The organism is Pseudomonas fluorescens (assembly GCF_001708445.1).
In the GTDB taxonomy this organism is placed as follows: domain Bacteria; phylum Pseudomonadota; class Gammaproteobacteria; order Pseudomonadales; family Pseudomonadaceae; genus Aquipseudomonas; species Aquipseudomonas gorinensis.
In genome coordinates, this window is sequence record NZ_CP015637.1 from 4,567,120 (window position 1) to 4,585,485 (window position 18,366).

Sequence of the window (18,366 nt, forward strand, 5' to 3'; positions counted from 1 at the left end):
ACAGTCCCAGCCCGCTCGCCACAACAAGCCCTCTCCCCCTACAACAAGCCCTCTGACCACTTCAAGCCCTCTCCCCCACAACAGGCCTACTCCCCACAACAAGCCCTCTCCCCCACAACAAACCCTCCGGCCACTTCAAGCCCTCTCCCTCGCAACAGCCCCGCTCGCCACGAGTCAGTTACCCAGCCACTTATTTCTTTTTCTTTTTATCGTGCTTGTCGGACTTGGCGAACGCTTCTTCCAAGGCCAGGTTGATGGTGCGTAGCACCTTGACCCGCGCCCAACGCTTGTCATTGGCCTCCACCAGGGTCCACGGCGAGACCTCGGTGCTGGTGCGGTCGACCATATCGCCCACCGCCGCGCGGTAGTCGTCCCACTTGTCGCGGTTGCGCCAGTCGTCCTCGGTGATCTTGAAGCGCTTGAACGGGATCGCCTCACGGGCCTGGAAACGCTCCAGTTGGGTCTGCTTATCGATAGCCAGCCAGAACTTGACCACAATCACCCCCGCATCGCGCAGTTGCTCCTCGAAGTCGTTGATCTCGCCATAGGCACGCAACCAGTCGGCCGGGGTGCAGAAGCCTTCGATGCGCTCCACCAACACTCGGCCATACCACGACCGGTCGAATACCGTGAACATGCCGCGTGCCGGGATCTGCCGCCAGAAACGCCAGAGGTAAGGCTGAGCCCGTTCGTCTTCGGTGGGTGCGGCGATCGGGATGATGCGGTACTGGCGCGGGTCGAGGGCCGCGGCGACACGGCGGATCGCCCCCCCCTTCCCGGCGGCATCGTTGCCTTCGAACACAGTGACCAGGGCGTGCTTGCGCATGCGTTTGTCGCGCATCAGGCCAGAGAGGCGCGCCTGCTCGGTAATCAGTTGTTCTTCGTAATCGTCCTTGTCCAGGCTCAAGGTCATGTCGAGGCTGTTCAGCAGGCTCACCTGGTCCACCGCGGCAGGCAAAGGCGCCGGGTTCATGCCGCTGGCCTTGCCCCTGGCTTGCTTCAAGGCGTTTTGCAGGCCTTCGAGCAGGATCTTGCCCACGGTCAGGCCACGGTAATAGGGGTCGACACCTTCGATCACATGCCACGGCGCATAGTCACGGCTGGTGCGGCGCAGCACGCGCTCGCCAAAATGCACGAACTTGTCGTAGGTCTGCGATTGCTGCCAGTCCAGCGGGCTGATGCGCCAGCTGTGCAGCGGGTCATCGGCCAGGGCCTTGAGTCGCGCCTTCATCTGTTTCTTGGACAGGTGGAACCAGAACTTGAAGATCACCGCGCCCTCATCGCAGAACATCTTCTCCAGGCGCTCGGCACCGGCGATGGCCTGGTCGAGCCGCGCATCCTTGATCTCGCCGTGCACGCGGCTTTGCAGCATCTGGCTGTACCAATTGCCAAAAAACACGCCCATGCGGCCCTTGGCGGGCAGTTGGCGCCAGTAGCGCCAGGCCGGGGGGCGCGCCAGTTCCTCGTCGGTCTGCTGGTCGAAGGTGCGCACTTCGATCAGGCGCGGGTCCATCCATTCATTGAGCAGCTTGACCGTCTCGCCCTTGCCCGCACCTTCAACCCCGTTGATCAGGATGATCACCGGAAAACGCTTCTGCTGCTGCAACTCGTATTGCACTTCGAGCAAGGCTTCGCGCAGGGCGGGCACCTCGGTGTCGTAGGTGTCTTTGTCGATGGCGTGACCGATTTCGGCGGATTCGAACATAGGCTGCTCCGTTTCAAGATGGATCAAGACTAGCGGATTGGGCAACGCCATGCGGGAGGAAATTCCACGTGCGCTTGCCGTGGGTCAATTCAAAGGCTGTTGATCGGCTAGAATGGCGGCCTTGCCTTTGCCGAGTCGCCCATGAACCCCGTAACCCACGCCCAGCTCGACTGGGATGACCAAGGTCGCCCGCACTCACGGGTATTCGACGACGTGTACTTTTCCGACAAATCGGGCCTGGAAGAAACCCGTTATGTGTTCCTCGAACAGAACCGTTTGCAGGAGCGTTTTGCTGCCTTGCCGGTGAATGGATGCCTGGTGATCGGCGAGACCGGTTTCGGCACTGGCCTGAATTTTCTCTGCGCCTGGCAGTTGTTTGAACAGCAGGCCGTAGCCGGTGCGCGCTTGCACTTTGTCAGCGTTGAGAAATACCCGCTGAGCCACGCCGACCTGCAACGCGCACTCGCCCTGTGGCCCGAGCTGCAACCCTTCGCCGAATCCTTACTGGCGCAGTACGTCGCGATCCACCAAGGCTTCCAGCGCCTGGTGCTGGCCAACGGCCGTGTGACCTTGACGCTGTTGATCGGTGACGCCCTGGAGCAATTACCGCAACTGGATGCGCAAGTCGATGCATGGTTTCTCGATGGCTTCGCCCCCGCCAAAAACCCCGACATGTGGACCGCCGAGCTGTTCGCCGAACTGGCACGCCTGGCGGCCCCTGGAGCGACCATCAGCACGTTTACCAGCACCGGTTGGGTGCGGCGGCTGATCAATGCCGCCGGGTTCAAGATGAAACGCACGCCGGGTATTGGCCACAAATGGGAGATCCTGCGGGGTGAATACCTTGGGTGGCCGGCCGACACCCCGCCGCCGCCCCCGGACAAACCGTGGTTCGCCCGTCCAACGCCGCTGCACGGTGAGCGCAGCGCCCTGGTGATCGGGGGTGGCCTGGCCGGCTGCGCTACGGCAGCCAGCCTCGCGGCACGCGGCTGGCGCGTCAAGCTGCTGGAACGACATGCGGGCCTGGCGCAGGAAGCCTCAGGCAACCCGCAAGGCGTGCTTTACCTCAAGCTGTCAGCGCACGGCACGGCACTTTCGCAGTTGATCCTCAGCGGTTTCGGCCATACCCGACGCCTGTTGGAACACCTGCACCGAGGCGTCGACTGGGACGGTTGCGGCGTGCTTCAACTGGCCTTCAACGCCAAGGAAGCCGAGCGCCAGGCACAGTTGGCCGGCGCATTCGCCCCTGGCCTGCTGCATCGGCTCGATCAGGCCCAGGCCCAGGCTCGTGCCGGTGTGGCGCTGGAGCATGGCGGGCTGTTCTACCCCGAAGGCGGTTGGGTGCACCCGCCAGCGTTATGCGAATGGCAAGCCCGGCACCCTCTGATCACCGTGCTGACGCATCACGAAGCCCTTGAGTTGCAACGCGTCGACGGTCAATGGCGCGCCCTGGCCGGCGACACCTTGCTGGCCAGCGCCAGTGTGGTGGTGCTGGCCAACGCAGCGCAGATCAAGCACTTCGCGTTCAGCGCCGACCTGCCCCTCAAGCGCATTCGCGGGCAAATCACCCGCTTGGCGCAAACCCCGGCGAGCCAGGCGTTGGCCACGGTGGTGTGCGCCGAGGGCTATGTGGCCCCGGCGCGCCTGGGGGAGCACACGCTGGGCGCCAGCTTCGATTTCAAGAGCGATGACCTGACCCCCACGGTCGCCGAGCATGTCGGCAACCTGGACATGCTGCGGGAAATATCCGTCGACCTGCTGCACCGCCTGGGCGCCGACCACCTTGCCGGCGAGGACCTGCAAGGTCGCGCCGCGTTTCGCTGCACCAGCCCGGACTACCTGCCGATTGTCGGGCCACTGGCCGATCGCGCGGCCTTTGACCACGCCTATGCGGCACTGCGCAAGGACGCCCGACAGGTACCCGAGGCCGCCTGCCCATGGCTCGACGGCCTGTATATCAACAGCGGCCATGGCTCCCGTGGGCTGGTGACCGCCCCCCTGTGCGCGGAACTGTTGGCGGCATGGCTGGACGATGAACCCTTGCCGGTGCCTAAAAGCGTGGCCGACGCCTGCCATCCGAATCGGTTCGCCTTGCGCGCATTGATTCGCGGCACGGGCGGCTCCTCTGCGCAGTAACGGGCCACTCGCCGCGCAGGATCGCACCGGAGCAGCCAAGGCTCTTGGCCTTATAACAGATTGTTCTAAAACTCCAATCATAGGGGCGTGTCAGTTTCTGGGTACGCGCCCTTTAGGCGCATTGAGTATTTACCCCTCCCCAACGGAAAAACCGGTAAGGAACTTATGTGCGGATTAGCTGGAGAACTACGTTTTGATGCCCAACCTGCCGACCTGGCAGCGATTGAACGCATCACCCATCACTTGGCCCCCCGTGGCCCCGACGCCTGGGGCTTTCATGCCCAAGGGCCGATTGCCCTGGGCCATCGACGCCTGAAAATCATGGACCTGTCGGATGGCTCGGCCCAACCGATGGTTGACGCCCAACTGGGGCTGTCCCTGGCGTTCAACGGTGCAATCTATAACTTCCCGGAACTGCGCCAGGAGCTCGAAGCCCTGGGCTATGCCTTCTATTCCGGCGGCGACACCGAAGTGCTGCTCAAGGGCTATCACGCCTGGGGCGAGGCTCTGCTGCCCAAGCTCAACGGCATGTTCGCGTTTGCCATCTGGGAGCGCGACGCCCAGCGCCTGTTTATCGCCCGCGACCGCCTGGGCGTGAAGCCGTTGTACCTCTCACGTACCGGCCAGCGTTTGCGCTTTGCCTCAACCCTGCCAGCCCTGCTCAAGGGCGGCGATATCAACCCGATCCTCGACCCCGTCGCACTCAACCATTACCTGAACTTCCATGCCGTGGTGCCTGCACCGCGCACGCTGCTGGCAGGCATCGAAAAACTGCCGCCCGCCACCTGGATGCGCGTCGACGCCAAGGGCAACACCGAGCAAAAAACCTGGTGGAGCCTGCCCTACGGCCCGCGAGAGGATGAGCGCAACCTCACGCTGGAAGACTGGACCGACCGCGTGCTCGACAGCACCCGCGAGGCCGTGGCGATTCGCCAACGCGCCGCCGTGGATGTCGGCGTGCTGCTCTCCGGTGGCGTCGATTCGAGCCTGCTCGTCGGCTTGTTGCGGGAAGTCGGCGTGCAGGACCTGTCGACCTTCTCCATCGGTTTTGAAGACGCTGGCGGCGAGCGCGGCGATGAATTCCAGTATTCAGACCTGATCGCCAAGCACTACGGCACCCGCCACCATCAATTGCGCATCGCCGAAAGCGAGATCATCGAGCAACTGCCGGCCGCGTTCCGCGCCATGAGCGAGCCGATGGTCAGTCATGACTGCATTGCCTTCTACCTCTTGTCCCGGGAAGTGGCCAAGCATTGCAAGGTGGTGCAAAGCGGCCAGGGCGCCGACGAACTGTTTGCCGGTTACCACTGGTACCCGCAGGTGGACGGTGCCAGCGATCCGTATGCCGCGTACCGCGAGGCGTTTTTCGACCGCAGCTACGACGACTACGCCGCCACCGTCGCTCCAAAATGGCTGACCGCCAACGATGCCGCTGGCGATTTCGTGCGTGAGCATTTCGCGATGCCCGGCGCCGATGCCGCCGTGGACAAGGCCCTGCGCCTGGACAGCACGGTGATGCTGGTGGACGACCCGGTCAAACGCGTCGACAACATGACCATGGCCTGGGGCCTGGAGGCACGCACGCCGTTCCTCGACTACCGCCTGGTGGAGCTGTCGGCACGCGTCCCCGGTCAATTCAAGTTGCCCGACGGCGGCAAGCAGGTACTCAAGGAAGCGGCGCGCCGGGTGATCCCGAGCGAAGTCATCGACCGCAAGAAAGGCTACTTCCCGGTGCCAGGGCTCAAGCATTTGCAGGGCGACACCTTGAACTGGGTGCGTGAACTGCTGCTCGACCCCAGCCAGGATCGCGGCCTGTTCAACCCGGCCATGCTCGATCGCCTGCTGACTGACCCGCAGGGCCAACTGACGCCGTTGCGCGGCTCCAAGCTGTGGCAACTGGCAGCGCTGAACCTGTGGCTCAGCGAACAAGGAATCTGATCCATGAAACCGAATGCCGCGGCTTACAGCCAACGCTTGCTCAAGGGCCAGGCGCCGACCTATGAACGCCTGCAGGCGCGCCTCGCCGAAGATGGCAGCCCACTGGCCGCCGAGCCGATTGCGGTGCATTGCGGCTGGGGCCGGCTGTTGATCGGCCACACCTTTCCCGACCCGGCCAGCCTGGCCCAGGAACTGCTCAACGAGCAGCCCGGCGAGCGCGACATCGCGCTGTACGTGGCCGCGCCCCAACAGATACTCGGGATCGATCCGCAGCAGTTGTTCCTGGATCCGTCCGATACCCTGCGCCTGTGGTTCAGCGACTATCGCCCTGCCACCCGGGTGTTTCGCGGCTTCCGGATTCGCCGGGTCCAGACCGAGGCCGATTGGCTCGCGGTCAACCAGCTCTACCAGGGCCGCGGCATGTTGCCCGTCGACGCCGAGCGCCTCACGCCGCGCCATGAAGGAGGCCCGGTGTACTGGTTGGCCGAGGATGAGGACAGCGGCGCAGTGATCGGCAGCGTCATGGGCCTGAATCACCCAAAAGCCTTCCACGACCCGGAAAACGGATGCAGCCTGTGGTGCCTGGCCGTCGACCCGCAATGCACGCGACCCGGCGTGGGCGAAGTGCTGGTGCGCCACCTGGTGGAACACTTTATGAGCCGTGGCCTGAGCTACCTCGACCTGTCGGTGCTGCACGACAACCGCCAAGCCAAGAGCCTGTACGCCAAGCTGGGCTTCCGCGCGCTGACCACCTTTGCGATCAAGCGCAAGAACGGTATCAACCAGCCGCTGTTCCTCGGCCCCGGCCCGCAGGCGGGGTTCAACCCCTATGCGCGGATCATCGTCGAAGAAGCCCATCGGCGCGGCATCGACGTGCAGGTGGACGACGCCGATGCGGGGCTGTTCACCCTCAGCCATGGCGGGCGTCGCGTGCGTTGCCGGGAGTCATTGAGCGACCTGACCAGCGCCATCAGCATGACCCTGTGCCAGGACAAGAGCCTTACGCACAAGGTATTGAAGGCCGCCGGTTTGAAACTGCCTTCCCAGCAACTGGCGGGCAGCGCCGATGACAACCTGGAGTTCCTCGACGAACACCAGCGCATCGTGGTCAAGCCGTTGGACGGCGAGCAAGGCCAGGGTGTAGCGGTGGACCTGCAAGAGATTGACGAGGTGCAACAGGCCATCGAAGCGGCGCGGCAGTTCGACAGCCGCGTATTGCTCGAGAGCTTCCACGAGGGTCTCGACCTGCGCATCCTGGTGATCGGCTTCGAAGTCGTGGCCGCCGCGATTCGCCGCCCGGCCGAAGTAATCGGCGACGGCCAGCACTCCATCCGCGCGCTGATCGAGGCGCAAAGCCGGCGCCGTCAGGCCGCTACCGATGGCGAAAGCAAAATCCCCCTGGATGCCGAAACCGAACGCACCTTGAAAGCCGCTGGCTACGACTACAACAGCATCCTGCCCCGTGGTGTGCAATTGGCTGTGCGCCGTACTGCCAACCTGCACACGGGTGGGTGCCTGGAAGATGTGACGGGCATCCTGCATCCCACCCTGGTCGACGCCGCCGTACGCGCCGCCCGCGCGCTGGATATCCCCGTGGTGGGCCTGGACCTGCTGGTGCCCGCGGCCGATCAACCGGATTACGTGTTTATCGAAGCCAACGAACGGGCCGGGCTGGCCAACCATGAACCGCAGCCGACGGCAGAGAAGTTTGTGGATTTGTTGTTTCCACACAGTCAGCCGACCGCTCAATAAACCCTGTGGCGAGGGGGCCTGTGGTGGCGAGCGGGCTTGTTGTGGCGCCACAGAGGTTCACTGCTTACTTCGAAACTTTACCCAGCACACGCAGGCGGCTTACGCCCCCATCCGGGAACACGTTCAAGCGGATATGGGTGATTGGCCCCAGCGCCTTGATCTGCTCAGCGAAGGTGTGTTCGGCGTGCATTTCCAGCTTTTGCGCCGGCAGCAGTTCGCGCCAGAACAGCGATTGGGTTTCGATCTGGCTGTCGGTACCGCCCTTGACGAACGCGCCCTGGATCGAACAGGTGTCCGGGTAGTTGCCCTTGAAGTGCAGGGTGTCGACGATGATCTTCTCGATCTCGCCGGGGTGGCCCAGCGCGACGATCACCCAGTCATTGCCTGGCGTGCGACGACGCGCGGTTTCCCAACCATCGCCCATGTTGATGCCACGGCCCGGGTTGAGGATGTTGCTCATGCGGCCGAAGTGTTCGTCGGAGCAGGCCAGGGCGCGACCACCATTCAAGGCGGCAGCCAGGTCGACCTGTTCGTTATCGCCCACTGCGGACCAGTCGCGGAACGGCACGCCGTACACACGCAGGCGGGCCACGCCGCCATCCGGGTAGATGTTGAAACGCAGGTGGCTGAACGCCTGGTCGTTGCTGATTTCGTGGTAGTGGTGGCTGTTGCCTTGCAGCTCGACGGCCGACAGTACTTCTACCCACTGGGTGTTGTCGTCAGGCTCGCCCGAGGCCAGGAAGCAGGCTTCCAGGGACGCCGACGGCGGGTAGTTGCCGGTGAAGAATGAAGTGTCGATGTCCACGCCCTTGATCGAACCCGGTACGCCCAGGCGGATCACTGCGCTGTCGTAGCCTTCGAAGCGCTTGCGGCGCGACTCCCAGCCGTCCATCCACTTGCCGTTGTCATCGAAAACGCCCTCCTTCCACACGGCCGGGGTCGGCTGGAACAGGCGGTTGGCGTCGGCGAACCAGTCATCGGTGACGGAGATGATCTTGGTGCCCAGGCGGGCGTCGGCCAGGTTGACGAACTTCTCGAAAGGTACAGCGTAAGCTTTCATTCTTCTTGTCTGCCTTAGATAGAGTGGCTGGGGATGGTCGTTTAGAGGGTCAGTAAACGGAACAGCGCGATCTTGTTGATCTCGGCCAGTGCGCAGTTGAACTCGGTGTCTGCCGAGTGGTGGATGCGCGTTTCGAACGCGGCCAGGATCTGGTGCCGGTTGCTGCCTTTTACCGCCATGATGAAGGGAAACTTGAACTTGGCCTTGTAGGCATCGTTCAGCTCGGTGAAGCGCGAGAACTCTTCGGCCGTGCATTGGTGAATACCGGCGCCAGCTTGTTCATTCGTGCTGGCTTCGGTCAACTGGCCCTGGACGGCCGCACGGCCTGCCAGGTCCGGGTGAGCGTTGATCAACGCCAATTGGCTCTGGTGATCAGCACTCAACAGGATATCGCTCATGCGCTGGTGCAGGGTTTCGATCTGGTCGATCGACGCATCCAGGCCCAGGTCATAGGCTTTTTCGGCCACCCATGGCGAGTGTTCGTAGATATCGGCGAAGGCTTTGACGAATGTGTCGCGGCTCAAGGTCGAGGGTTTCAGGGTCTGGAACGTGGTCATTTCGCCACTCCCGTATAGGGGTGGGTTTCCTGCCAGTGATGGGCAATGTCGACACGGCGGGCGAACCACACCTGCTCATGACCCTTGGCGTATTCGAGAAAACGCTTCAAGGCGGCCAGACGGGCAGGGCGGCCGATCAGGCGGCAATGCAGGCCGATGGAAAGCATCTTCGGCGCGTCGGCACCTTCGGCATACAGCACGTCGAAGGCGTCCTTGAGGTACTCGAAAAAGTCATCGCCCTTGTTGAACCCCTGCACCTGGGTGAAGCGCATGTCGTTGGTGTCCAGGGTATAGGGGATCACCAGGTGCGGCTTGCCGGTGGGGTTGTTCGGTTCCCAGTAGGGCAGGTCGTCGTCGTAGGTGTCGCAGTCGTACAGGAAGCCGCCTTCCTCCATCACCAGCCGCCGTGTGTTCGGGCCGGTGCGCCCGGTGTACCAGCCCAGGGGGCGTTCGCCGGTCAGTTCGGTGAGGATGCGGATGGCTTCGAGCATATGCTCGCGTTCCTGGGCCTCGTCCATGTACTGGTAGTCGATCCAGCGGTAGCCGTGGCTGCAGATCTCGTGGCCGGCTTCGACCATGGCGCGGATCACATCCGGGTGGCGCTGGGCGGCCATGGCCACGGCGAAGATGGTCAGCGGAATGTCGAACGCCTTGAACAGCTTGAGGATGCGCCACACGCCGGCACGGCTGCCGTATTCGTACAGCGACTCCATGCTCATGTTGCGCTCGCCTTGCAGCGGCTGGGCCGAGACCATTTCCGAGAGGAAGGCTTCTGACTCTTTGTCGCCATGCAAGATGTTGCGCTCGCCGCCTTCTTCGTAGTTGAGTACGAAAGACAACGCAATGCGTGCCTTGCCCGGCCAGTGGGGGTGAGGAGGGTTACTGCCGTAACCGATCAGGTCGCGTGGGTAGTCAGCGCTCACTGCAGTCTTCCTTCTTGTTCGTGGTAGCAATAGGTGTGGCGGCCGGGCAGTGAAAAGACTGGGTGGCGTCACAGCGATGAGTGATTGTATACAACTTATTGCCAACTTTGTAAGCCTGCATTTCTGCATTTTTTCCGCATCGCTCTCCTTCAAGGGTGTAGCAAGAAACTTGCCTGACTGGTCAGCTAATGGACAAAAGGTCGTTTAAAAGCAAGGATTACTGACGAATCGACTCGTCGAGCAATGTCGGCGGGGGGATCAAAAGCGTTGTGATATTTATTGTGTACAATTTTTTTAAAAAGTGTCTTAATCAGCCATCGCCGACTTTTTTGATGCCCTGAAAAAGTGCGGTTTCCTCTTCTACTGACTTCGGGAGGCGCACAAACGCCATGGGACGCTTGACCACACACGTTTTGGACGCCGCACATGGCTGCCCCGGCAGCGCAATCAAGGTTGAGCTGTACCGCGTCGAGGGCGAGAAGCTTGAACGGCTCGCCACCGCCCTGACCAACAGCGACGGTCGTTGCGACGCGCCGCTGCTGCAAGGTGATGACTACCGCAGCGGCGTGTACCAGCTGCAATTCAGTGCCGGCGATTATTACCGCGCCCGGGGTGTGCAACTGCCGGAGCCGGCTTTCCTCGACGTGGTGGTGTTGCGCTTCGGCATCAACGCCGAACAGGATCACTACCATGTGCCCTTGTTGATTTCGCCTTACAGCTACTCCACCTATCGCGGTAGCTGAGCGTCACCTCGCCTAACGCTCTTCGTTGGTTTTTCGCCCGCCCACACTGCGGGCTTTTTTTTGCGTGTCGTGCGTTCAACTATCTAGCGCCAGGGGCACCTCGGCGATACCTAGGATGGGTGTTTTCCTCCTAGAAAAGAAAACACCATGACCTCGTCCACCGATCACCCAAGCGCTGCGCCCCCTTCCAGTTCCCCATCCGTTGCAGACGACAGCGATGCGCCACAGGCCATTCGTGAGCGGTTAACGCGGCGGATCAACGCCCATCCCCATCCAAGCCGCCTGATCAATCAGATCGGCCTTGCAGATCGGCGCTGCACAGAGTTGACGCAGGAACTTGCACGCTTGATAGGACGCTCTCCCAAAGTCTTGACGGTTATCCGTGCCGAGCTGCGCAAAGCATTCGGCATGGACCCGGACAGCTTGCTGTTCACCGAATCCAAGCGGCCAAGCGAACCGCGCAAAGTCGACAGTTTGACCGATCGGGCGTTGATGTTGCTGGCGTTGCCCGTGGTGATGGCCAACGTTAACCAGTTCACCGCGCTGAGCGTCAAGGGAGATCCGGGTTGCCGCTTACCGTATACGCCGCTGGAAGCGTTGCAGCGTGTCAATGCGCTGAGGCTCTTTGAGCGATTGGATCACGCGGTTTCTGAATACTGGGGCACGCTGGCGCAGGGCTCCTGGCTCACCCGCCAGGAACGTTGGGTCGAGTTGCAAAAGACGCTCTTCGCTGACCGTGCGTTCATGGCGCGGCAACTTGAGGAGCTATCGAGCGCGGGCATGGCCCTGGTTCAAGCCCTGATCGACGCCCCTGCCGCAGAAGCACGCGAGCGGGCAGGCGGGGAGTGGGCCAGCGTCAAAGTGAGCCAATTGATGTGGCCGGGCACTCCTGCCGTCGCGATGCCCGGGGCCTTGCATCTTTACCGTGAGGGGGAGGCCAGTGATACGCCTCATGTGATTTACCTGCCAGGCACCGCCCGCAATTTCTACGAGGCCCCATCCTTCCTTGCCCTTCAGTGCGACCTGCTGGCGTTGAACCGCTCGCTGTTCCACGACCTCTGGCATTGCTTGCCGTTAAGTCGCCGCAAAACCTTGTACCGGCCGGCGGACCTGTCGCCGGCCACCGGCTTCACGCGTGGCTTGGAGGTGAGGGACGATGCGCTGGCGCATGGCGCCCAGGCGTTGCTGGCCGGGCAATGGAGCAATGAGCTGGGGTGTGCGGTGAAGGTGTATTTTGCCCATGTGTTTTCTGACGTGCGGTCTCAGCCGCCACCGCTGGATGCCGTGCTTTTTTTCGCGCAGGTGGAGAGCGCCAGGCGCCAACTGGTCGGCGCTGCCCGGCTCGGGGTCATTGGCGATCAATTGCTCAAATGGGACCAGCAACGACGACGCGAAGAAATCATGTTCACCGGTGTGGCGCCGGGTTTGCCCATGCGTACCGTAGAACAGCAGGTCAAACGCTATGAAAAGGGCCTGGTCGCCTTATTGGCCGCGGATGACCCCTGCGCAGAGACTCCAGCCTATCTGGAGATCATGTCCCAGGTGGGGCGACTCAACGTCCATACCCATGTGCTGAAAACCTTGATGCAAAGCGCGCGGCATCGGCTGCTTGAGTTGGCGTTCTGGGCAGAGCGCCCCCATGGGAAGGGAACGGCCAGACGTGTTTCCCTGTTTATGCAAGCCCAGACCGAAGCCTTGCGTTGCGAAGCGCAGTTGCTGCACGGGCTCAAGTTGATCAGTGCGGCCCATCGAGACCTGGTGGTCGAAGTGGTGGCCCAGCCCCTGGCAACCAAACGCCCGGGCAGCGATACCCGGGTGCTGTCGATCGCGGTGGGCAGCGAACCGGACGCCTTCTACCCACTCCATAATGTTTGGGTGATGACCACGGCGGCTGCGGTGCGGGTTCCGGCCCGCCAGCATCCGGTGGTGCTGTACGCGTTCGGCGTGGAGGGGGGGATTCAGGCGTTTGCCGGTTTGGACGCCTTGACCCGAAGCCTCAAGACGAGCCTGAGCAGCCCGGATGGCTCTGTGCTGTGGGGCACCGTCGAGCGGGATAAACGCTCCGATCTGCGGGGGCATGCGGCACGTGAAACGCTCGCTGTTCGCTACCTTGAGATCCCGGGCAAGCCAGCGCTGGCCTCGCTCAAGAAACTGCTGGGTAGTTACTCTCGCTTGCACAACAGCAACGAGGACATCACGCGTATTTTCAGTGAGGTGACGGATCCCGGGCTGAGCCGCTCGCTGTTGATGGTCGAGCTGGAAGATCAACTGAGTATTCCCCTCAATAACCTCCTGAGCCGGGCTCTGGCCAATGTCGAGCTGCTGCGCAAAGCGGTATCCGAAGCGAAGAAACTGCCCACGTGGTTGGCGCGCGCAAGCCGTGCCCAGCGTAAAAAATTCCAACACTTGGAGCGTGTGTACTTGGGCAGTACCTTTGCCTTTCATGATCGGATCGAGCACTACCTGCCTGACCTGAACACGTTCGCCCGCCAAGCCTTGATCGACCGTTTACGCCAGGATGGTTTTTCCCCGCTGCCGGATATCGACGAGCCTTTGATTGAGCTGCCCGATGATGTGCGCGGCTCTTTCTGTGGCTGGAGCAGCACCTGTACCGTGGGTGATCGCAACATAGTGTTGACGCCAACCACCACGCGCACGACGTTCAGTCTGCTGCAATTGGCGCTGCATAACCTGGACCCACTGGCGCCCTGGACGCAGTGGCGACTCGATCGCGCCCGCTATCTGCAAGCTGACTGGAAGCAACAGCTCAATGCCGGTTACCTGATCCGCCTGGTGTCTTCACTGGATATCGGTGGGCAATACGACGCGTTGATCAACCGGGCTTTTTACCCACTCATTGGTCCTGGCCGGACGCTCAGCGAAGGACGTATCCCCGCGTTGCTGAATCGCGCCCTGCGTGCGGGCGTTGAACATCATCTGTTCTCGGCGATTCAACGGGGTCTGACAGCCAATGCACAAAACCTGTTCATCGCCGCGATGGCGGCGATAACCCCGCAAGACTTGTGGAAGAGCCCGTACCAGTTGCAATTGCATGTGGTGCATGTGGTGGGGCACACCCTGCAGCATGATCGCTATATCGCGGGGATAGTGGTCGTGCAGGACAAGCTTTCCGGGCTCTGCGTGGTCTACTGGCCCGATGCGCCCCACGGCTTGGCGCTCACTGAGTACAGCAGCCTGCAAGTGGCTCAGGATGAACTCAATCGCATCGGTGCCTTGCCCGATAACGTCAAGGCACTCTCGCGGCAGGTCGCCCCCGGTTGGGCATTCGAGGCGATCACCCATTATCCGGAGGCGGTTGGCGAGCGCGCTGTGGGGCCGCGCACTTGATTGTCGCGCCGGCTTTTTTCTTCATGAAAGGGGTCTGGAAAGGTATCGGCTTTGTTCGCTCATTCAAGATCAAGCATTTGGAGCCGACGCCGCTGCCGGAAGAAATTGAAAAACTGATCCTCGAGCAGATCGCTTGCGAGCCGCGGGAATGGTTGGCGATCGTCGGAACATCCCACAGCAACGCCCAGGCATTGCTCTACCGTGCCAGCCTGCTTGACCTGCAGCGCCGGACGCAGGCGGCGAGTCAATCCGGCAAGGCGCTGCAAGACTATCGAATTCGGCGCCTTGGTGAGCAGGGCGATACCCGTGCGCGGGCGTTGGTGGCGTTTTTCTCTCCGGCCTTCGGGGTGTTGAACGAAGCCTATGAGTTGTTGCTTTCGGCACGGCGTTATCACCGTTCTGGCGACCCTCGGGATGCCGTCGAAGTCGGTTTCAGGAGCGCCTATCTGGCGATTGACCTGTTGATGAGCTTTATCCCCGGCCCCAAGAGCACCGGCATGGCGCGCCCCGCGCTGGGTAATGGGCTGAGAAAAATACACCGCTTGCGCATGACACCGTATGACGGGCTTTCACGCCCGGAACCGCCCAAGGTGACCCAACTCAAAGCCCTGGAACGCTTCAAAGCCAAGGGTGTGCCCGAGGGCGCGGTGGCGCTTAAAGGGCCTGGGGCGTCCGGCGTCTACGTGAAAAACGGCGAGCTCTTCGTGGCGGATGAAACCCACCATTACCCACTTTACCGGCGCGACAACGAACGGGTATTGCGCCTGAAAAACCAGCAGGCGCCGGGGCAGGACGAACTGATTATCAACGTCCACCAACCTGGGGAGTGGTTACTGGGCGCTGATGCGCCCCAGCCGGTGGCGGGGACGAGTACCGCTGGGCTTGACCCCTGGCGTGCGCCAATGCCGGTAGTGTCGGATTGGCGGCCAACCAGTGTGCGCGCAGCGACAGAACATCGTATTTACCAGTCACCCGCCACAGCCAACGAATGGTTCGATTGGAGGGTTCAGGTTCCTCTCGAGCAGATGTCTGCCGCCACGGAGTTCGGGACGTTTCATGTGAGCCAGGACGCCCGAGGGTTTTCCTACGACGCTATCTACATCGGGGCGCAATATGACACGCCGACCGTGTCGGGGATCGGGTATTACCGGTTGCTTCATGAGGGTAGCAATGCGCCAAGGAGCGGTATTGCGTTTATTGTCCCGGACGAGCCGCTGGTTTCACGCGCCTACGTGGATATCGAACGTTGGACAAGCACTGCGCCAGGCGAACAGCCGATACCGGTATCGCGCAATGCGACGGGTGACTGGCAAGTGCATACGCGTTTGTTCGACCGGCCGTTGGAGCACTATGTCGGCACGGCCTTCCCCACCATGACCCTGCACAGCCAGAGAATGGCAGCCAGAAGGCTGATCGAGTTGGCCGACACTGCCTACTCGGTCTCGACCACTCACCTGCTCAATATCCGGGCGACGCTGGACAATTGGCTGGCCTCCAATGCCAGGGGCTCGAGCCAGACCGATGACTTGCTGAGAATGTTACGCCGCACCGAACGAGCGCACGGATCAATCCGCATCGGTAACGAGAGTAACGCGCCGGGCTTCACTCGCGTCGACTTCAGGGCTCCCCACTTGGATCCTGTGTTGCGATATAGCGGTCCAGGGAGAACGGCTCAGCGCAACACTGCACAACGCGCCGCCATCCGGAATGTCCTGGAGCAGCAGGGCTTCAACGTGTATGACGTCGAGGTAAGAAGAAACAGGTACCTGAGCAATGAATTTATCGCGACGCACCGTTCTTCCGCGTCAGGCAATGTGTACTACATCAGCGCCCTGTGGGTTGAGCGAGCCAGTGTTCAGTTGAAAGAAAGGCTGACCGATCACTGGTTGAATGTCGCCATCAGAGCCAACCCGGGTTCGCTTCCCGTTGTGAGTGTCCAGCGCGCCATGCAGGAAAATCGATTGGTCCGGATCGTGGCAGGTATTCAATGGCCTGTCTTTCAGGCGGATCCACCCAGTGTTTATTTTGTGAAGGTGTGAGCGCCTCGCCGCGATCGACTCGACAGTGTGCAGGCTGAAGCGTCTGCCAGTGACTTCATCGACTCAACAGAGACGCTGCCCCGGCCCCGCTGAATAATACGGCGCTGACGCGGTTGAACCCGACCTGGCCCTTGCCGCTGCGCAGGTAGCGTGCCGCTCCCTGTGCGCCGAGCCCGTAGGTCAACTTGCACAGCAGGTCGAGCACCGTCCAGGTGGCGATCATGACCAGCAGTTGCGGCAGGAAGGATTGCCCGCTGTCGAGAAACTGTGGCAGGAAGGCGGCAAAGAACAGAATGTCCTTGGGGTTGCTGGCGCCCAGTACAAACGCGCGGCCAAACAAGCTGCGAAAACGCGGCGTGGCGATGGCCTGTGGTACGTGCACGGCGAGGCTCGGCTGGCGCGATTGCTGCCAGCTTTGCCAGGCGAGGTAGAACAGGTACAGCGCGCCGAGCAGTTTCAATACCCCGAACAGTTGCTCACTGGCCAGCAGCAGGGCGCCCAGCCCCAGTGCCGATGCACTCAAAAGGCAGACCGAGGCAAACACGCCACCCAGGAATGCGGGGTACGAACCGCGCAGACCATAGTTGAGGCTGTTACTGATCATGAGCAAGGACAGTGGGCCGGGGATCAGGATCACGATCAATGCAGCGCCGCTGAACAGCAGCCAGGTTTCCAGGGTCATGCCTTACTCCTTTTTATAGAAATATGAATTTAGCGATGAAAATCGCGCACAGCACCCACAGGCTGAGGGAAATTTCGCGGTACTTGCCGGTACCTGCTTTCAGCGCCACATAGGTGATAAAGCCCAGGGCGATACCGTCGGCGACCGAGAAGGTCAGCGGCATCATGATCGCGGTCACGATTGCCGGGATGCTGTCGGTGGCTTCATCCCAATGGATATGGGCCATGCTCGCCATCATCAGCATCGCCACATAAATCAGTGCACCGGCCGTCGCATAGGCCGGGATCATGCCGGCCAGCGGTGCGAAAAACATCGCCGTCACAAACAGCACGCCCACGGTCACGGCGGTCAGCCCGGTGCGACCACCGGCCGCGACGCCGGCAGCGCTTTCCACATAGCTGGTCACCGGCGGCACGCCGACCATGGCGCCAAACACGCTGGAGGCACTGTCGGCCTTCAGCGCCCTGGACAGGTTATGGATCTTGCCATCGTCGCCCACCAGCCCGGCGCGTTGTGCCACGCCCATCAGTGTACCTGCGGTGTCGAACATGTGCACAAAAAGGAAAGCAAATACCACGCTGATCATGCTGATATTGAATACACCTTTGATGTCCATGGCCATCCAGGTCGGTGCCAGGCTCGGTGGGGTGGAGAGAATGCCGTTGTAGTGCACCAGGCCCAGGCCCCAGCCGGCCAGGGTCACGGCGATGATGCTGATCAGGATCGCGCCAAACACGCGGTGATAGCTGAGGATCGCGATCAATAGAAAACAGATGGCCGCCAGCAGCGGGGCGGGTTCGTGCAGGGACCCGAGTTTGATCAGGGTGGCGGGGCTATCGACGATGATGCCCGCGGTTTTCAGGCCGATCACCCCGAGAAACAGCCCGACACCGGCGCCCATGGCATGGCGCAGGCTGACCGGGATGCTGTTGAGCAGCCATTCACGCACGCGCGACAGTGTCAGGAGCATGAACAGCACGCCAGAGATGAATACCGCACCCAGTGCAGTCTGCCAGGTGTAGCCCATGGTGCCGACCACGGTGTAGGTGAAAAACGCATTCAAGCCCATGCCCGGCGCCAGGCCCACCGGCCAGTTGGCATACAGGCCCATCAACAGGCACCCCAGGGCGGCGGCGATGCAGGTGGCGACGAACGCCGCACCGTGGTCGATACCGGCGTCGGCCATGATGTTCGGGTTGACGAAGATGATGTAGGCCATGGTGATGAAGGTGGTGAGGCCGGCGATCAGCTCGGTCTTCACTGTGGTGCCATGCAAGCGCAGTTTGAACAGGCGTTCGAGCCAGCCGTGGTTCGTGTGGGTGAGGTTCGGCGGGGCGAGGTCCAGCGGGGCTTCGGATTTGCGGCTATCCACAGCGAGTACTCCTCAAGCATTTTATTGTTATGTCCAGCGCGCACGCGCTGTGAGGTACTGGCGGGTTTGTTGACCAATAGGTCAGGAACTCGCACGAAGCGAATTATGCTT

Annotated in this window: 12 protein-coding genes; 6 read left to right on the forward strand and 6 right to left on the reverse strand. The window is 61.8% G+C overall.

Going from position 1 to position 18,366, the window contains the following annotated elements; translation table 11 throughout:
• Positions 1-190: 190 nt before the first annotated feature.
• Positions 191-1,705 (reverse strand): polyphosphate:AMP phosphotransferase, encoded by a 1,515-nt coding sequence (gene pap, locus A7317_RS20235; RefSeq protein WP_024076612.1) that lies wholly within the window; start codon positions 1,703-1,705, stop codon positions 191-193.
• A gap of 141 nt (positions 1,706-1,846) precedes the next feature.
• On the opposite strand from pap, the gene mnmC reads away from it, so the two are divergent.
• The 3 genes from mnmC (at position 1,847) to ngg (ending at position 7,531) form a co-directional block, all read left to right on the forward strand.
• A complete protein-coding gene (gene mnmC, locus A7317_RS20240) occupies positions 1,847-3,841 on the forward strand; it encodes a bifunctional tRNA (5-methylaminomethyl-2-thiouridine)(34)-methyltransferase MnmD/FAD-dependent 5-carboxymethylaminomethyl-2-thiouridine(34) oxidoreductase MnmC (protein ID WP_024076613.1) in 1,995 nt (664 codons plus the stop codon).
• A gap of 165 nt (positions 3,842-4,006) precedes the next feature.
• Positions 4,007-5,779, forward strand: a complete 1,773-nt coding sequence (locus A7317_RS20245; RefSeq protein ID WP_069076706.1) for an N-acetylglutaminylglutamine amidotransferase — start codon at positions 4,007-4,009, stop codon at positions 5,777-5,779.
• 3 nt (positions 5,780-5,782) lie between these two features.
• On the forward strand, positions 5,783-7,531 hold the full coding sequence (gene ngg / locus A7317_RS20250; RefSeq protein ID WP_069076707.1) for an N-acetylglutaminylglutamine synthetase: 1,749 nt from the start codon (positions 5,783-5,785) through the stop codon (positions 7,529-7,531).
• 64 nt (positions 7,532-7,595) lie between these two features.
• Here ngg and alc read toward each other — a convergent pair whose 3' ends face one another.
• From alc to puuE, 3 genes are read right to left on the reverse strand one after another with little or no spacing between them, the layout of a single operon-like run.
• On the reverse strand, positions 7,596-8,591 hold the full coding sequence (gene alc, locus A7317_RS20255; protein ID WP_069076708.1) for an allantoicase: 996 nt from the start codon (positions 8,589-8,591) through the stop codon (positions 7,596-7,598).
• Positions 8,592-8,632: 41 nt separating this feature from the next.
• The gene (uraD, locus tag A7317_RS20260) at positions 8,633-9,148 is read right to left on the reverse strand and encodes a 2-oxo-4-hydroxy-4-carboxy-5-ureidoimidazoline decarboxylase (protein WP_069076709.1); all 516 of its coding nucleotides are present in this window, start codon (positions 9,146-9,148) and stop codon (positions 8,633-8,635) included.
• Positions 9,145-10,071: an allantoinase PuuE gene (puuE, locus tag A7317_RS20265; RefSeq protein WP_069076710.1), complete on the reverse strand. Its 927-nt coding sequence runs from the start codon at positions 10,069-10,071 to the stop codon at positions 9,145-9,147. Before puuE ends, uraD begins: the two co-directional genes overlap by 4 nt.
• 389 nt (positions 10,072-10,460) lie before the next feature.
• On the opposite strand from puuE, the gene uraH reads away from it, so the two are divergent.
• From uraH to A7317_RS31185, 3 genes are all read left to right on the forward strand, one after another.
• The gene (gene uraH, locus A7317_RS20270) at positions 10,461-10,814 is read left to right on the forward strand and encodes a hydroxyisourate hydrolase (protein WP_024076645.1); all 354 of its coding nucleotides are present in this window, start codon (positions 10,461-10,463) and stop codon (positions 10,812-10,814) included.
• A 147-nt stretch (positions 10,815-10,961) separates the two neighbouring features.
• Entirely contained in the window at positions 10,962-14,162 is a 3,201-nt protein-coding gene (locus A7317_RS31180) for a dermonecrotic toxin domain-containing protein (RefSeq protein WP_237141773.1), read from the forward strand.
• Positions 14,159-16,201 carry a hypothetical protein gene (locus A7317_RS31185; protein WP_237141774.1) on the forward strand — a complete coding sequence of 681 codons (2,043 nt, stop codon included), beginning with the start codon at positions 14,159-14,161 and terminating at the stop codon, positions 16,199-16,201. Before A7317_RS31180 ends, A7317_RS31185 begins: the two co-directional genes overlap by 4 nt.
• A gap of 55 nt (positions 16,202-16,256) precedes the next feature.
• Here A7317_RS31185 and A7317_RS20280 read toward each other — a convergent pair whose 3' ends face one another.
• Positions 16,257-16,883 (reverse strand): LysE family translocator, encoded by a 627-nt coding sequence (locus A7317_RS20280; protein ID WP_069076711.1) that lies wholly within the window; start codon positions 16,881-16,883, stop codon positions 16,257-16,259.
• A 13-nt stretch (positions 16,884-16,896) separates the two neighbouring features.
• Positions 16,897-18,228 carry an NCS2 family permease gene (locus A7317_RS20285; protein ID WP_237141795.1) on the reverse strand — a complete coding sequence of 444 codons (1,332 nt, stop codon included), beginning with the start codon at positions 18,226-18,228 and terminating at the stop codon, positions 16,897-16,899.
• Between the last annotated feature and the right edge of the window lie 138 nt (positions 18,229-18,366).

Bases quoted from the DNA above. Each gene is read 5' to 3' on its own strand.
- A7317_RS20245 (WP_069076706.1), top strand. From the start codon at position 4,007: ATGTGCGGATTAGCTGGAGAACTACGTTTTGATGCCCAACCTGCCGAC.
- ngg (WP_069076707.1), top strand. From the start codon at position 5,783: ATGAAACCGAATGCCGCGGCTTACAGCCAACGCTTGCTCAAGGGCCAG.
- uraH (WP_024076645.1), top strand. From the start codon at position 10,461: ATGGGACGCTTGACCACACACGTTTTGGACGCCGCACATGGCTGCCCC.
- pap (WP_024076612.1), bottom strand. From the start codon at position 1,705: ATGTTCGAATCCGCCGAAATCGGTCACGCCATCGACAAAGACACCTAC.
- uraD (WP_069076709.1), bottom strand. From the start codon at position 9,148: ATGACCACGTTCCAGACCCTGAAACCCTCGACCTTGAGCCGCGACACA.
- A7317_RS20280 (WP_069076711.1), bottom strand. From the start codon at position 16,883: ATGACCCTGGAAACCTGGCTGCTGTTCAGCGGCGCTGCATTGATCGTG.
- A7317_RS31180 (WP_237141773.1), top strand. From the start codon at position 10,962: ATGACCTCGTCCACCGATCACCCAAGCGCTGCGCCCCCTTCCAGTTCC.
- alc (WP_069076708.1), bottom strand. From the start codon at position 8,591: ATGAAAGCTTACGCTGTACCTTTCGAGAAGTTCGTCAACCTGGCCGAC.
- mnmC (WP_024076613.1), top strand. From the start codon at position 1,847: ATGAACCCCGTAACCCACGCCCAGCTCGACTGGGATGACCAAGGTCGC.